At 67.9% G+C, this 13,997-nt stretch carries 14 protein-coding genes; 8 read left to right on the top strand and 6 right to left on the bottom strand.

Features of this window, described 5'->3' with window-relative positions; all coding sequences use genetic code 11:
• Positions 1-45 precede the first annotated feature (45 nt).
• Positions 46-1,146 carry a glycine cleavage system aminomethyltransferase GcvT gene (gene gcvT, locus NA10_RS07995; RefSeq protein ID WP_067565466.1) on the top strand — a complete coding sequence of 367 codons (1,101 nt, stop codon included), beginning with the start codon at positions 46-48 and terminating at the stop codon, positions 1,144-1,146.
• Positions 1,147-1,309: 163 nt separating this feature from the next.
• A complete protein-coding gene (locus tag NA10_RS07990) occupies positions 1,310-2,410 on the top strand; it encodes a branched-chain amino acid aminotransferase (RefSeq protein ID WP_067565250.1) in 1,101 nt (366 codons plus the stop codon).
• Positions 2,411-2,653: 243 nt separating this feature from the next.
• Here the strand turns inward: NA10_RS07990 and NA10_RS07985 are convergent, their stop codons facing one another.
• The 4 genes from NA10_RS07985 to NA10_RS07970 all read right to left on the bottom strand — a co-directional run bounded on the left by NA10_RS07985 (position 2,654) and on the right by NA10_RS07970 (position 6,602).
• Positions 2,654-3,367 carry an MBL fold metallo-hydrolase gene (locus NA10_RS07985; RefSeq protein ID WP_067565247.1) on the bottom strand — a complete coding sequence of 238 codons (714 nt, stop codon included), beginning with the start codon at positions 3,365-3,367 and terminating at the stop codon, positions 2,654-2,656.
• A 480-nt stretch (positions 3,368-3,847) separates the two neighbouring features.
• On the bottom strand, positions 3,848-4,939 hold the full coding sequence (locus tag NA10_RS07980; protein WP_169812543.1) for a homoserine O-acetyltransferase/O-succinyltransferase family protein: 1,092 nt from the start codon (positions 4,937-4,939) through the stop codon (positions 3,848-3,850).
• Between the two features lie 132 nt (positions 4,940-5,071).
• Positions 5,072-6,043 (bottom strand): carbohydrate kinase family protein, encoded by a 972-nt coding sequence (locus NA10_RS07975; RefSeq protein WP_067565243.1) that lies wholly within the window; start codon positions 6,041-6,043, stop codon positions 5,072-5,074.
• Between the two features lie 208 nt (positions 6,044-6,251).
• Positions 6,252-6,602 (bottom strand): HesB/IscA family protein, encoded by a 351-nt coding sequence (locus NA10_RS07970; protein ID WP_067565240.1) that lies wholly within the window; start codon positions 6,600-6,602, stop codon positions 6,252-6,254.
• 198 nt (positions 6,603-6,800) lie between these two features.
• Between NA10_RS07970 and NA10_RS07965 the strand changes: the two genes are divergently transcribed.
• A complete protein-coding gene (locus NA10_RS07965) occupies positions 6,801-7,454 on the top strand; it encodes a DUF3043 domain-containing protein (protein WP_067565237.1) in 654 nt (217 codons plus the stop codon).
• Positions 7,455-7,654: 200 nt separating this feature from the next.
• Here the strand turns inward: NA10_RS07965 and NA10_RS07960 are convergent, their stop codons facing one another.
• Complete coding sequence (locus tag NA10_RS07960) at positions 7,655-7,888, bottom strand: hypothetical protein (protein ID WP_067565234.1); 234 nt, start codon at positions 7,886-7,888, stop codon at positions 7,655-7,657.
• Positions 7,885-8,007: a hypothetical protein gene (locus NA10_RS39100; RefSeq protein WP_281180156.1), complete on the bottom strand. Its 123-nt coding sequence runs from the start codon at positions 8,005-8,007 to the stop codon at positions 7,885-7,887. The genes NA10_RS07960 and NA10_RS39100 overlap by 4 nt, the downstream gene beginning before the upstream one ends.
• 86 nt (positions 8,008-8,093) lie before the next feature.
• Here NA10_RS39100 and NA10_RS07955 point away from each other — a divergent pair, with 86 nt between their 5' ends.
• The 5 genes from NA10_RS07955 (at position 8,094) to NA10_RS07935 (ending at position 13,982) form a co-directional block, all read left to right on the top strand.
• Positions 8,094-9,062 (top strand): GlxA family transcriptional regulator, encoded by a 969-nt coding sequence (locus NA10_RS07955; protein ID WP_067565231.1) that lies wholly within the window; start codon positions 8,094-8,096, stop codon positions 9,060-9,062.
• Between the two features lie 147 nt (positions 9,063-9,209).
• Complete coding sequence (gene cobT, locus NA10_RS35360; RefSeq protein ID WP_084514408.1) at positions 9,210-11,234, top strand: nicotinate-nucleotide--dimethylbenzimidazole phosphoribosyltransferase; 2,025 nt, start codon at positions 9,210-9,212, stop codon at positions 11,232-11,234.
• 61 nt (positions 11,235-11,295) lie between these two features.
• Positions 11,296-12,039 carry an adenosylcobinamide-GDP ribazoletransferase gene (locus NA10_RS07945; protein ID WP_067565228.1) on the top strand — a complete coding sequence of 248 codons (744 nt, stop codon included), beginning with the start codon at positions 11,296-11,298 and terminating at the stop codon, positions 12,037-12,039.
• Between the two features lie 122 nt (positions 12,040-12,161).
• The gene (locus NA10_RS07940) at positions 12,162-12,953 is read left to right on the top strand and encodes a bestrophin-like domain (protein ID WP_067565225.1); all 792 of its coding nucleotides are present in this window, start codon (positions 12,162-12,164) and stop codon (positions 12,951-12,953) included.
• A gap of 15 nt (positions 12,954-12,968) precedes the next feature.
• On the top strand, positions 12,969-13,982 hold the full coding sequence (locus tag NA10_RS07935) for a hypothetical protein (RefSeq protein ID WP_067565223.1): 1,014 nt from the start codon (positions 12,969-12,971) through the stop codon (positions 13,980-13,982).
• The last annotated feature ends 15 nt before the right edge of the window (positions 13,983-13,997 follow it).

The raw sequence follows: 13,997 nt of genomic DNA, 5'->3' as shown, positions 1-13,997 counted from the left end.
GCCCGAATCACAACCGCGGGGTCGGCGGCGGATAAACTCCAGCGCGTGACCGACGAGAAGCTGTTGCAGGGACCCATCCACAACGTCCACGTCGAACTCGGGGCGACCTTCGCTCCGTTCGGGGGGTGGGAGATGCCGGTGTCGTATGCGGGCACCGTGGGGGAGCACACCGCCGTTCGGACCGCTGTCGGGCTGTTCGATGTCAGCCACCTGGGGAAGGCCACGGTGAAGGGCGCTGGGGCGGCGGCTTTCGTGAACTCGGCATTGAGCAATGACCTCAACCGCATTCGGCCGGGGAAGGCGCAGTACACGCTGTGCTGCACGCCCGAGGGCGGCGTGATCGACGACCTCATTGCCTACTACGTCAGCGATGACGAGATCTTCCTGGTGCCGAATGCCGCCAATACCGCGGCCGTTGTCGCGGAGTTGCGGAAGCAGGCACCTGAGGGAATCACGGTGACCGATGAGCATCGCGGGTATGCGGTGTTCGCGGTGCAGGGGCCGAAGTCGGCGGAAGTGCTTGCGGCGCTGGGGTTGCCGACCGATATGGAATACATGGCGTACGCCGACGCCGAGTGGGAGGGGCGGCCGGTGCGGGTGTGCCGGACCGGCTACACCGGTGAGCACGGCTACGAACTGCTGCCCGAGTGGGATGACGCCGAGGCTGTCTTCCGTGCGCTGGTGGCGCGGGTCGAGGCTGCCGGTGGTCAGGCCGCCGGGCTCGGGGCGCGCGATACCCTGCGCACCGAGATGGGGTATCCGCTGCACGGACATGAACTCTCCGTTGACATTTCGCCCTTGCAGGCGCGTACCGGCTGGGCCGTCGGCTGGAAGAAGCCGGAGTTCTGGGGCAAGGCCGCGCTGGAGCAGGAGAAGGCGGCCGGGCCGCGGCGACTCCTGCTGGGGCTCAAGGCAATCGACCGCGGCGTCCTGCGTCAGGGGCAAGCCGTCATGCGGGGTGACGAGCAGGTCGGTGAGACGACCTCCGGCACTTTCTCGCCCAGCCTCAAGGTGGGGATCGCGCTGGCGCTGCTCGATACCGCGGCGAAGGTCGAGCCCGGGGATGAGGTCGAGGTCGATGTGCGTGGGCGGCGCATCAAGTGTGAGGTCGTCAAGCCGCCGTTCGTCGAACCGCATACGGCGTAGGTGTACTAATCGTGCACTTGTCGCTTCGGATTGGTGGTTTTCCGCCTGAAGATGGTGACAAGTGCACGAAAAAGCCAGGTGCATCACGGGCGAAACGCCATGACTTCCGGCCGCCGGGTGGGTGGCGGCGTGTCCGCTCGACCGGCAAATTAAACTCGCCGTCATGACAGTCGCCGCGCAGTTCACCCGCACCTCGCACCCCGCGCCCACCCCGGCGGAGCGACGGCAGGAGATTCTCGCGGCGCCCGGATTCGGCCGATTCTTCACCGATCACATGGTGTCCATCGACTACCTCGACGGCGAATGGGTCAATGCGCGCGTCGAGCCATACGGCCCACTGTCGATGGACCCCGCGACCATGGTCTTCCACTACGGACAGGCCATCTTCGAGGGGTTGAAGGCCTACCGGCAGGCCGATGGCAGCATCGCGACCTTCCGGGTCGATGCCAATGCCGCGCGATTCCGCCGCTCGGCCGCGCGCATGGCCATGGCCGAGCTGCCCGATGAGCTGTTCATCGAATCCGTGCGCCAGCTGCTCGAAGTCGACTCCGACTGGGTGCCGCCCGCCGGGGGTGAGGAGTCGCTGTACCTGCGGCCGTTCATGTTCGCCACCGAGGCGGGGCTCGGCGTGAAACCCGCCGCCGCGTACAAGTACCTGCTGCTGGGTTCGCCCGCGGGCGCGTACTTCCCGCGCGGTGTGAAGCCGGTGAAGGTGTGGCTGTCGACCGAATACGTGCGCGCCGCCCCCGGCGGAACCGGTGAGGCGAAGGTCGCGGGTAATTACGCGTCCTCGCTGCTGGCGCAGAAGCAAGCCTCCGAGCAGGGCTGCGACCAGGTGGTGTGGCTCGATGCCATCGAGCGTGCGTATGTGGAGGAGATGGGCACCAACAACCTCTTCTTCGTGTTCGGCACCGGGTCGCAGGCGCGGCTGGTGACACCGGAGCTGTCCGGATCGCTGCTGCCGGGTATCACCCGCGATTCGCTGCTCACCCTCGCCGCCGACTCCGGGTATTCCGTTGAGGAGCGCAAGATCTCGGTCGAGGAGTGGCGCAAGGGCGCCGAATCCGGAGAGATCTCCGAGGTTTTCGCCTGCGGCACCGCCGCGGTGATCACGCCCGTGGGCACGGTGAAGTCCGCCGAACGCGAATTCGTCATCGGCGGAGGGGAACCCGGTGAGGTCACCATGGCGCTGCGGGACACCTTGACAGGTATTCAGCGCGGTACCTTCGCGGATGGCCACGGCTGGCTGCGCACCATGGCGTAAACGCCTCCACGCGTGAAAAACGCCTGCTCCGAATGGGATTCGGAGCGGGCATTGCACGTCAGGGAGCGAGATGGTGGCGTGCGGCGACCAGCACCACCGCGACCACAAACGCTGACAGCGGGATCAGCACGCGGTGGCCGGGGCCGACCATCATGCGCATCGGCCCGGGACGCAAGGTATTCGGGCCGGAAGCGGTGCGGCTGGATTCTGAGCGGCAAACGGTGCTGCCATTCGTAGCCCGAGTCAGCCGGGCATGAACATCTGCCACTCGTCCAAGGTCTTCGGCCGCATCACGTAATTCTTCTCGACGATCTTGGTCAGCTCCGCGCTGGGCTCCTCGGAATACCAGTGCCCCGGGTACACCACCGGATTGCCTTGCAGCGCGGCCAAAGAGCGCAGGCTGTGGAACATGTCCTCGGAATTGCCGCCGGGGAAGTCGGTCCGCCCGCAGCCGTCGACGAATAGGGTGTCGCCCGCGATCAGTCGATCCTCGAACAGGAAGCACTGACTGCCCGGCGTATGCCCGGGCGTGTGCAGCAGCTCGATCTCGAATCCGCCGACCGCCACCTTGTCGCCGTGCGCATGCCCGGTCAGCTCGCTGGGCGCGATCCCGGTGACATTGGCGACCCACGGCAGCTCCTCGGCATTGACGTGCACCGGCACATCGACCTTCTCGAGCAGCTCCTTCACCCCGCTGAGTGTGAAGCCGAGCATGGTGCCGCCGACATGATCGGGGTGGTGATGGGTGGCCAGCACACCGGACAGCCGCATCCCGTCCGCCTCGGCGAGCTGCACCAGGTCCGCGGCGGCATATGCCGGATCGACCACCAAGCAGTCGCCGGTCTCCCGATCGCCGATCAGGTACGCGAAGTTCCGCATCTGCGTGGCGATCGGATCACCGACCGCCCAGTCGCGACCCGCGAGCAGCTGACGAAAATACAAACGGTCCGAGGCCATAGCGAACACCCTATTGCCTCGGACACGATCGAATGTGCCGGACCCCCACCGAAGTTGGACCGCCGCCCAACCGCGCCGGAAACTGGGCTCCAGCCTCGCTGACGGAGGCTTGTGTGCCTGCGCGTGGAAGCTGTGTGGATCCCGTCCACAAGCTTGCCGGGATGACGGGGCGGCTCCAGGCCGAACCTCAGTGGGCGGGCTCGCACGATGACAGCGCGCTTCGATACGCCGATTCCGCACGGTGCCCGGCCAATTGGTGAACAAGGTGCGCGCATGTGTGGACCGGTTGCGCGCTACTTCGGTGTGGTCGGCGGGTGCGGCCAGCTTGTCGAGCAGGTCGCGGTGGTTGCGTACCGCTTCGGAACGCGCGATGAGCCGCCCAGATGAACGTCGAGTTCTGCCCCGGCGTGGACCAGCGCCTCGGCCCCACCGGCACCTCGGCTGAATATGCGTAGCCCCGGCCGCGGTGCATGGCGGGGGCTAGGCCGGCTCGGCCGAGGCCAGTCCTGTCGCGTGCGTGGACGCCGCGGCCCGCCGATTCCGCACGGCCTCCAGCCAATTGGCGAAGAACGTGCGCGCCTGCGCGGACCAGTCGCGCGCCACCTCGGTGGGGTCGGCGGGCAGGACCAGTTCGTCGAACAGGGCCGGGTCGCGGTGAACGCGCACCGATTCGGCATGCGCGATGAGCCGCTCATGCACCTCCGCCGGGAAGTACCCCACCGGGATCCGAGGGAACGGCAGCGTCGAATCGGCGATCCACCGTCGCAGGTCCCGGCGATACTCGCGAGCCATGGTGTCCGGCAGATATTCGGGATGCCCCTGCATGAAGACATGCCGCAGCCCCTCGGAGCCGATGGCAAGCTGCCACTCCGCCTCCTCGGAGTCGAGGAGCACGGTGAGCCCGGCATCTCGCAGATCCGCGGAGTTCATGACATTCCACCGCGAATGCGGCACCCGCACGGGCGTGGTGAGCCCCGCCGTGAGCTCGCCCTCCGGCCCGGTCGCGAAATCTGCTGCGGCCGCATCTGTTTCGCCCAGCCCGAGAGCTCCCGGCGCGAGGTGCACCCGATGATCGAACACGCCATGGCAGCGGTCGGCCAAGCGGTAGCGGCGCACCCCGTGCAGCAGATGCAGTGCGGCATGCGCGGATTGACACGAGAACAACAGCGAGGTGACGCCCGAGCACTCCCGCAACAACCGATCGATAATCGCCAGGCAGGGTTCATCCGCGATTTCCGTCGAAGTGGGCTCACTACCGCTGATAATCAGCGCATCCATCGAGGCCACTGCGGACCAGTCGACCGCATCGGCAGACCCGAGCGGATCGATCCCGAAACACCGCAGTTCGATCGGCTCGCTGTGACCGACATTATCGACCTCCGCCCGTACGCCGGGCGAATCATGCTGTCCGAGAACGGCTCCCGTCCCCGGCGCGGCTCCGTCGAACGGCGACTCGAGCACCACCCATCCGAGCCGCTCGGTCGCCCCGCGCAGCGCCTCGACGAACACCCGTTTCGTCATGCTGTCCGGCCGAAGTGAAAGCAGATCCACGACGCCGACCCGTACCACCATCATCAGGTCCTTCGAATAAAGTTCTACAACGAGCGCGGTCGAGCGACCGCGGTGATCACGGCGGCTTCAGCACAGAAGAAACCGCACGCCGATCGTGAGATCAGCGTGCGGTACAAACAAGTCCGGCAGGTGTCAGCGAAGAATCGCTTCGATTTCGGATGCGGCGTCGGGGCCGTACGCCTCGCGCAGGCGCTTGAGGGCGACGTCCTTGTCGAGGGTCCATTCCTGGGTACCGATGGTCTCGAGGATGAGAACGGCGATCAGGGAGCCGAGTTGGGCGGAGCGCTCGAGGGACAGGCCCGCCGAGTGGCCCGTGAGGAAGCCCGCGCGGAAGCCGTCGCCGACGCCGGTGGGGTCGACCTTGGCATTGTCGGGGACCACGTCGACATGCAGTTCGGTGCCGTCCTTGTCGACGATCTTGGCGCCCTTGGAGCCGAGGGTCGTCACCCGAATGCCAACGCGCTCACCGATTTCGGCTTCGGTGAGGCCGGTCTTCTGAACCAGCAGGCCCCACTCGTACTCATTGGTGAACAGGTAGGCGGCGCCGTCGATGAGCGATAGCGCCTGCTCGCCGTCCAGGCGGGCCAGCTGCTGCGACGGGTCGGCGGCGAAGGCGATGCCCGAGGTGCGGCACTGTTCGGTGTGCAGCACCATGGCATCAGGATCGTTCGCGCCGACGAGCACCAGGTCGAGATCGCGGCCGGTGGCCAGGTCACCGATGGAGATCTCGCGGGCCTCGCTCATCGCACCGGGGTAGAAGGAGGCGATCTGCGCCATGGTCTCATCGGTGGTGCAGACGAAACGCGCGGTGTGCGCCTCGGTGGAGACGCGCACGGCAGAGCAGTCGACGCCATTGGACTCCAGCCACTGCCGGTAGTCACCGAAGTCGGGGCCGACCGCGCCGACCAGCAGCGGGGTCTGACCGAGCAGGCCCATGGCGTAGGCGATATTGCCCGCCACGCCGCCGCGGCGGATTACCAGGTCGTCGACGAGGAAGCTCAGCGATACGTGCTGGAGCTGGTCGGCCAGCAGGACATCGGAGAACTTCCCCGGGAAGCGCATGAGGTGGTCGGTCGCAATGGAGGCGGACACGGCGATGGTCACGGGCGTCGATCCTTCGGTGACGTGCGCTGCGCACACCTATGCGAGACGGGCAGACGCGGGGCCGGGTGGAGGTCGCGAACCGACAGGTCCGCACCTTGAAAATACACTGTCCGAGACGGGGAAAACCAACTCTGGGGGCGGGATTCGCCCGGACATGCGACAGCGCGGAACCTCCGGTGAAGGAACGTTCCGCGCTGGATGTCTCAGATCAGTTGAAGCTGTCGCCGCAGGCGCAGGAGCCGGTGGCGTTCGGGTTGTCGATGGTGAAGCCCTGCTTCTCGATGGTGTCGACGAAGTCGATCGAGGCGCCCTGGATGTAGGGGGCGCTCATGCGGTCGACGGCGAGCTTGACGCCACCGAACTCGACGACCAGATCGCCGTCGAGCGAGCGATCATCGAAGAAGAGCTGGTAACGCAGACCGGCACAGCCACCGGGCTGCACGGCGATCCGCAGCGCGAGGTCGTCGCGGCCCTCCTGGTCGAGCAGCGCCTTCGCCTTGGCGGCAGCGGCGTCCGTCAGAGTCGCACCGTGAGTGGTGGTCTCGTTCTGCACAGTCATGAACTCTCCTAAAGGACCTGTTTTCAACCCGTGAGAAGGGGCACGTCTCGGTGCGTGTCAACGCCTCTTCGCGGACGACTATTCCCAATCCTACGCGGCGGTGATTCCGCCGGCAGAGCGGCCGCGTCACCGAGGGGACAGCAAAGATGGACGGACCAGGTTTTTCCGGCGGACACCTCATCGAATAGCCTGGTCGCCGTGAAGTTCCTGCGCCGTGGCGAATCCGACACCACCTCCGACACCTCCACCGTCGATGCCGGTGGCGCCGCGACGGTCCGGGAGCGGCCGTCGACCGCCGGTAAGGGGCGGCCCACCCCCAAGCGCCGCGAGGCCGAGGCCCGCCGTCGCGGACCGGTCGCGCCCGCGCCCCTGACCTCGAAGGAAGCGCGTGCGCGCCGTAAGGAGCTGCGTGGTTCGCGGGCGGACCGCAAGGTCGACGCGGCCGAGCGCAAGGCCGCGACGCAGGATCGCCGGGCGCGCATGCTCGCCGGTGAGGAGCAGTACCTGCTGCCGCGCGACAAGGGGCCGGTGAAGGGTTACGTGCGTGACATCGTCGACGCGCGCCGCAATCTGCTCGGTTTGTTCATGCCCCTTGCACTCGTATTGATCCTGAGCATGATTCTCTCGCCGGCGCTGCAGGCGATCGTCACGCTCGCCATGCTGGTGATGATGGTCTTCATGATCATCGAGGGCGTCATCCTCGGTCGCATCGTGAGCAAGCGGGTGCGCGAGCGCTTCCCGGATGCCACCGATTCCAGCTTCTCGCTGGGCTGGTACTCGTTCGTGCGCGCCTCGCAGATTCGCCGCATGCGTGCGCCGAAGCCGCGGGTCAGCGCGGGGGACAGCATCTAGTAGCAGCATCGAAACGACGAGGGCCGCCGAATCATTCGGCGGCCCTCAGTTGTTCGCGGGATCCTCACCACCCGCGCTGCGACACGATGGTCGCGGCTCGGGCGGGTTGGCCGGTCGTTCGTCTCCGAATCGGAACGATGTCGCCGCCGTGCCCCAGTGCCGCGGTGCGGGACCGACCAGGGCCGCTGCCAGCCAGCTCATCAGCCGTGCTCGCGCATGGAGGCGATGGCGCGCAGTTCGAGTGAGGCGCGGACCCGGTCGCGGTCGGTGATGCCGGTGGATCCGAAGAGTCCGCCACCGGATTCGCGGTGGAAGGGGACGGCCCGGCCGGCGGCGGCGAAGAGGGCGAAGAGTCGGGTGAACATCGTCGATGCCTCGTGTTCGGTGGTGGTGCTGTGGGTCGGGGATACGAACCCGGTGCTCAGGGTGGTCATGCGCGGGCCTCGCCTTCATTGGTGGAATCGGTTGTGCCCCATGCCATGGCGGCGTAGGTGAGATAGCCGAGTGCGCTCATCGCGGTTCCGGCTGCGGTGATTGCGGTTATCGCTTGCATGGCGGTAAGTTTTCTCCAATGCAGTTCCTGCCAACAGTGGCAGTTCTGACATTGATCGCAAAGATTCAGCCAGGTATGGTGGATGCATGTTGTCGAAGGTCGCGGTCGTACTGAACGAACGCCTCGCCATGTTCGAATTCGGCGTCGTCTGTGAGGTTTTCGGACTGGACCGGACCGCGGATGGGCTGCCGCCCTTCGACTTCCGGGTCTGCGGGGCCGATCCCGGCAAGCCGCTCGGATCCAGTTCACCGGGGATATCGGTGACCGCGCAGTACGGCCTGGAAGAATTGCGGGACGCGGATCTGGTGGCGATTCCGGCCTTTCCATACTCGACCGAGGGGGCGATGGACCCGCGGGTCGTGGACGCGGTGCGGGACGCCTCCCAGCGCGGGGCCACCGTCTTGACGGTCTGCTCCGGGGCGTTCCTGGCGGGTGAGGCCGGACTGCTCGACGGACGCAAATGCACCACGCACTGGCGGTATGTCGATCAACTGGCGGAACGGTTTCCGCTCGCGACCGTCGATCCCGACGTGCTGTTCGTGGACGAGGGCAATCTGATCACCAGCGCCGGAACCGCGGCCGGGATCGACGCCTGTCTGCATCTGGTGCGGCGCGAGCTCGGCAGTTCGGTCGCCAATGCCATCGCCCGGCGCATGGTGGTGCCGCCGCAACGCGATGGCGGGCAGCGGCAATTCATCGAGCGGCCGGTGGTGGATTGCAGTTCGGACAGCCTCGGCGAGACGCTGCACTGGCTGGAGAAGAACCTCGAGCTACCGCATACGGTCGAATCGCTGTCCGCGCGCTCGAATATGTCCACCCGCACCTTCGCCCGCAAGTTCGCCGCCGAAACCGGCACCACGCCGGTGAAATGGTTGACCGGCCAGCGCATCCTGCACGCCAAGCAGCTCCTGGAAGACACCGACATGGATCTGGAGACCGTCGCACACCACTGCGGTTTCGGCTCCGGCGCGCTGCTGCGCCACCACTTCCAGCGCCTGGTCGGCATCGCCCCCGCCGAATACCGCCGCCGCTTCGGCGGAATCCGCGCCAGCTGACCTGCGCCCCGCTGCCTCGGCAGATGCGCATGTAATGGCGCGGGAGGTCACTCGGCGTTTCCCAGCGTCATTACATGCGTGTGCGTTCGGGGACCGAAGGTCGTGCCTGGTCGGTGCGGGAGCGGGGTGTGTTGATACCGTGCTGACGTGTCGCACAGTGCTCAGTCAACCGATCGACCGCTACGGACGCTGGTGCTCGGTGGAGCCCGGTCCGGGAAGTCGGCTTTCGCGGAACAGTTGGTTGTCTCGGAGGCGGTGCGATATATCGCGACCGCGATTCCGGACCCCGAGGATGCGGATTTCGCCGAACGTATTGCGGCACACCGGGTTCGGCGACCCGGCAATTGGACCGTGGTGGAGGGTGACCCGGTCGCGGCATTGGCCGAGCCCGCTCCCGCCACCCTGATCGACGATCTCGGCACCTGGCTGACCGCGCGGATCGATGCGCGCGAGGCGTGGGAAGCGCCGCGCGGAACCATCGCACCCGATACCGACGCGCTGGTCGCGGCCGTGGCCGAGTATTCCGAGCGCCTCGTTGTCGTGAGCCCGGAGGTGGGGCTCGGCGTCATTCCCGCCACCCACTCCGGACGCCTCTTCCGCGATGAACTCGGCGCGCTCAACCAGCGCCTGGCCCAGCTCTGCGATGAGGTCTACCTCGTGGTCGCGGGCCAGGCCATGCGCGTCAAACCCGACCGCGCCTTCGTCTCGGCCGCGGCGCTGACCGACGCCGCCGCGACCGCGGACGCCCAGTCGACCACGGCGGCGCCGAGCGCGCTCGCCGCAGGTGCGGCGGATGCTCGTGTCCCGCAAGCGGACTCGGGAGCCGCTCGCACCGCAGCCGTGGAGACTCGGACCAGCTCGGCCGCATCGGATGACAATGTCGCCGTAGCAGCTGCGTCGGCTGGGACCACCGCCGTCCTCGGTGGAACGGCAGGGACGGTGGATCGGTCTGCCGCGCAGGCGGATCCGGCCGGTGCGGTGGACGCCGAGGAGACCTCGGTTGTCGGGTCCACGGCTGGGATCGATGCCGCGCAGGGAGCGGTTGATATCGCGGGTGCGGCGAGTATGGCCGGGGCCATGAGTCTTTCCAAACCCGTGCGGATTTCGTTCGGACCGGTGCCCGGACCGGACGCCGGGGTGCGCGCGGCCGCGGAGGGGCGGCAGTTGGAGCTGACCAAGCCCGCCGGGGCCTTGGGGCGGCTGGAGACCTTGGGTAATTGGGTGGCGGCCTGCCAGGGCGTCTGCCCTCCCCGGCAGTTCGAGCGGGCTCGGATCGTGGTGTTCGCCGGTGACCATGGCGTTGCGGCGCATGGGGTTTCGGCGTACCCGAGCGAGGTGACCGCGCAGATGGTCGCCAACTTCCTGGCCGGTGGGGCCGCGGTGAATGTGCTGGCGCGGTTGGCCGATGCCACGGTGCGGGTGGAAGACATTGCGGTGCAGGGGGATACCTCCCCGGAGATCTCGCGGCACAAGGTGCGGCGGTCGAGCGGTTCCATCGACCGTGAGGACGCGTTGAGCGAGGCCGAGGTGCAGGCCGCGCTGGCGGCCGGAGCCGCAATCGCCGACGAGGAGATCGATTCCGGCGCGGACCTCCTCATCGCCGGTGATATGGGCATCGGGAACACCACCCCCGCAACGGTGCTGATCGCCACCATCACCGACACCGAACCGGTGGTCGCGGTCGGCCGTGGCACCGGCGTCGATGACGCGGGCTGGATCCGCAAGACCGCCGCGATCCGTGACGCCATGTGGCGTGCGCGCCCGGAGGTCAAGGACCCGGTTGCCCTGCTGCGCATAGCCGGTGGCGCCGACCTGGCCGCCATGGCCGGATTCCTCGCCCGCGCCGCCGCCCGCCGCACCCCCGTGATTCTCGATGGCGTGGTCGTCACCGCCGCCGCGCTCATCGCGAACCAGCTCGCTCTGGGCGCCCGTGAATGGTGGGTCGCGGGCCACCGCTCCAGCGAGCCGTCGCACACCATCGCCCTGGAGAAGCTTCAGCTCGAGCCTCTCGTCGAAATGAATATGCGACTCGGCGAAGGCTCCGGCGCGGTCACCGCACTCCCCGTCCTGCGCGCCGCCGTCGCGACCCTGGCCGAAATGGCCACCTTCGCCCAAGCCGGAGTCAGCACCGCCGACGATCCGGCCGACCTCGAAGCGGCCGACCGCGCATGATCGGGCGGCCGCCCGTGGTGCCGAATGCGGTGAGAATCCGGCCGCTGGCGCTCGGGCGCTCGTGAACGGGCTGCGGCTGGCGGTTTCGTGGTTGACGGTCTTGCCGATGCGGGGGCCGGACGAGGTGGATCGGGCGGGGGCCGGTCGGGCAATCGGGTGGGCTCCGCTGGTGGGGGTGTTGCTCGGGGCCGGGGCGGCCGGGGTCGTATGGGTGCTCGGGGTCGCGGGGGCGTCATGGCTGCTGGCCGGGTTCGTGGGGGTGGCGGGGCTGGCGTTGATTACGCGCGGGATGCATATCGACGGGCTTGCGGACACCGTGGACGGGCTCGGCAGTTATGGGCCGCCGGAGCGTGCGCGCGAGATCATGAAGAGTGGCGGGGCGGGGCCGTTCGGGGTCGCGGCGCTGATCTTTGTGATTGGGATTCAAGCTGTTTCGTTCGCCGCGCTCGCCGAGGACGGGCGGTGGCTGGCGATCGCGCTGGCGGTCGTGGTCGGCCGGATCGCGGTGGTGCTGGCCTGTCGCCGCGGTGTCGAGGCCGCGCCGGGGGCCGGATTCGGGGCGCTGGTCGCCGGGACACAGGGGCCGCTGATCGGCCCGGTCTGGGTTGGAATCGCTCTCGTGGCATCGGTTTTCGTGGGTGGCCACCGGTGGCTGGGGCCGATCGGCGTACTCGCCGCGCTCGGATTGTCGCTGGTTCTGGTCCGCCACTGTGTGCGCAGGTTCGGCGGCCTCAATGGCGATGTGCTCGGCGCCGCACTGGAACTCGCCGTCACCCTCACCGCCGGAGTCCTCACCCTTTCCTGAGCTCGCTGTGCCCGGGATCGCGCTGTCCGGTAACAGTCGTTTGCTCGGTGCAATCCGACCGCTCCGTGGCCGCGAATAACACGTGATCGAAGTGGCCAGGGGACTGGGAGGCGGATTCGAGTATGGCGTTGCAATTGGGTGTGCTCGTTCTGTTCGCGCTGGTGGCCGTGACCGTGTTCCTGGCCGGGGATCGGGTGCGGCCGAAGTCCTGGCGGCACAGCGATGACGAGGCTTCCAGCACCATGGTGCTGGATCTGGTGAATATGTTCTTCGCGGCGATCGTCGCGTTCATTGTCGTGATCCTGTGGCAGCAGTACGACAATTCGCATTCGCATACCGTCACCGAGGCCAAGGCGCTCGTGGCGATGTACGAGGCCGCGAACGATCTGCCCGATACCGAGCGCGCGCAGGTGCAGGGGCTGGTGCACGATTACACCGCGCGGGTGGTCGGCGAGGAGTGGCAGGTGATGAGCCGCGATGCCAAGCTCAGCCAGAACACCCAGGACACCCTCGACGATCTGCGCGCGGCCGTCTCGGGGCTGCCAACGACCGACCCGAGTCTGAAGGGTGTTCAGGACAAGCTCGATACCGGGCTCGACGCCGTCGCCGACGCACGCTACGACCGCGGGATCGACGCCGAATATCGTCTGCCCTCCTTCCTGTACGTGGCGCTGTGGTTCGGCACCGGCATGCTGCTGCTCGGCACCGTCGTCTCCGGGGTGGTCGTCACCAAGCGCAGCGTGATCATGACCGGCCTCTTCGGCGTCGTGGTCGGCGCGGTGATTCTGGCCGTCTACCAGCTGGATCGGCCGTTCGCGGGCGGCAATACGATTTCCAAGGACGCCTATGAGCTGGCGCTGTCGCGGTTTCAGCACATTGTCTCCGGTGCTACGCCGACCGGATTGCCGCGCTGAGAAGAGGTTCTCCAGATGAGTAAGAACAACCACGGCGGCGCGGGCAGAATCGCGGCGGCGACGGCGGCGGCGATCATCGCCATGCATTCGGGGGTGGCCGCGGCCGATCCGATACCCGATTCGATCGGCGAGATCCTCAGTGGCAGTGCGGGTTCGGATGGTCCGGACCCCATCGACGCGCCCACCGGCAGCTCACTGGGATTGGGCTCGGGCAGTAACGGCTCCGGCAGCAGTTCGGGCGTCGGCGCGGGAGCCTCGGGCAGCAGCTCCGCGAACGGTGGCGTCTCCTCGGGGAGCAGCACCGGTGCGAGCGGCGCGACGTCCGGCAGTGCGCTGGGCCTGAATCCCATTGCCGAGGGCGCTTATCTGAGCACCGGCAGTTCGGCCACCGGCAGTGCGGGCAGCGGGAGCGCCGATAGCACCGCGGCCGGAATCGCATTGCCCACCGGCGGGGCCGTCGCGGAAGCCTTCGGCGGCGGGGTGCGTCCCGCCGCGGGCACGCTCGGCGAAACCCTCGGCCTGGAACCCGGCAGCGTCCTGACCGCGTGTGCGGGCAGCGCCGTGATCGGCAGTGCCGCAATCGGTCTCGGTGTGATGACCGGCAGCGGGTTCGGCTCGGGGCTCATCGGCCCCGGCTTCGTCCCGGGCTCCAGCGGTCTCGTCGGCCCGGGTTCGGCGGGCGCGGGCAGCGTCATACTGGGCAGTGCGGTCACCGGCAGCGCCCTGCTCACCTGCCTACTGCTGCTACCGGTCCCGGATGAGGTCCCCGGTATCCCGCTGCTTATCCCGTCCGCACCCGCCGTGGCCCCGGTCGCCGCACCCTTTCCGCAGCCCGAGGCCCCCGCGCCGGTGCTCACACCGCCGCCCTCGCCGCCGCCGGTGGTGAAGCCGCACCCGTATCAAATCCCCCTGGCCGCAATGCCTTCCGCGGAGCCGAAGGACTGGAACACCCTCCAGATGATGACGGTCATGATCCTCACCATTCTGGGCGCAGCTCGCGTGAAGGCCGCGCGCAGCCGGCGCGGCTGAGCTGGTTCCGAAAGC

It is taken from the genome of Nocardia acidivorans NBRC 108247, from assembly GCF_001625085.1.
GTDB classification, from domain to species: Bacteria; Actinomycetota; Actinomycetes; order Mycobacteriales; family Mycobacteriaceae; genus Nocardia; species Nocardia acidivorans.
The sequence above is the reverse complement of the archived record's forward strand: the minus strand, read 5'-3'. Positions and strand labels throughout refer to the sequence as shown.

What these genes read in the sequence shown, in the direction of transcription:
- NA10_RS07985 (WP_067565247.1), bottom strand. Translation starts at nt 3,367, where the DNA reads ATGGCCTCGGACCGTTTGTATTTTCGTCAGCTGCTCGCGGGTCGCGAC.
- NA10_RS39100 (WP_281180156.1), bottom strand. Translation starts at nt 8,007, where the DNA reads ATGCAAGCGATAACCGCAATCACCGCAGCCGGAACCGCGATGAGCGCA.
- NA10_RS07940 (WP_067565225.1), top strand. Translation starts at nt 12,162, where the DNA reads ATGGCGTTGCAATTGGGTGTGCTCGTTCTGTTCGCGCTGGTGGCCGTG.
- NA10_RS07980 (WP_169812543.1), bottom strand. Translation starts at nt 4,939, where the DNA reads ATGGTGGTACGGGTCGGCGTCGTGGATCTGCTTTCACTTCGGCCGGAC.
- NA10_RS07990 (WP_067565250.1), top strand. Translation starts at nt 1,310, where the DNA reads ATGACAGTCGCCGCGCAGTTCACCCGCACCTCGCACCCCGCGCCCACC.
- NA10_RS07935 (WP_067565223.1), top strand. Translation starts at nt 12,969, where the DNA reads ATGAGTAAGAACAACCACGGCGGCGCGGGCAGAATCGCGGCGGCGACG.
- NA10_RS07955 (WP_067565231.1), top strand. Translation starts at nt 8,094, where the DNA reads ATGTTGTCGAAGGTCGCGGTCGTACTGAACGAACGCCTCGCCATGTTC.
- NA10_RS07970 (WP_067565240.1), bottom strand. Translation starts at nt 6,602, where the DNA reads ATGACTGTGCAGAACGAGACCACCACTCACGGTGCGACTCTGACGGAC.
- NA10_RS07960 (WP_067565234.1), bottom strand. Translation starts at nt 7,888, where the DNA reads ATGACCACCCTGAGCACCGGGTTCGTATCCCCGACCCACAGCACCACC.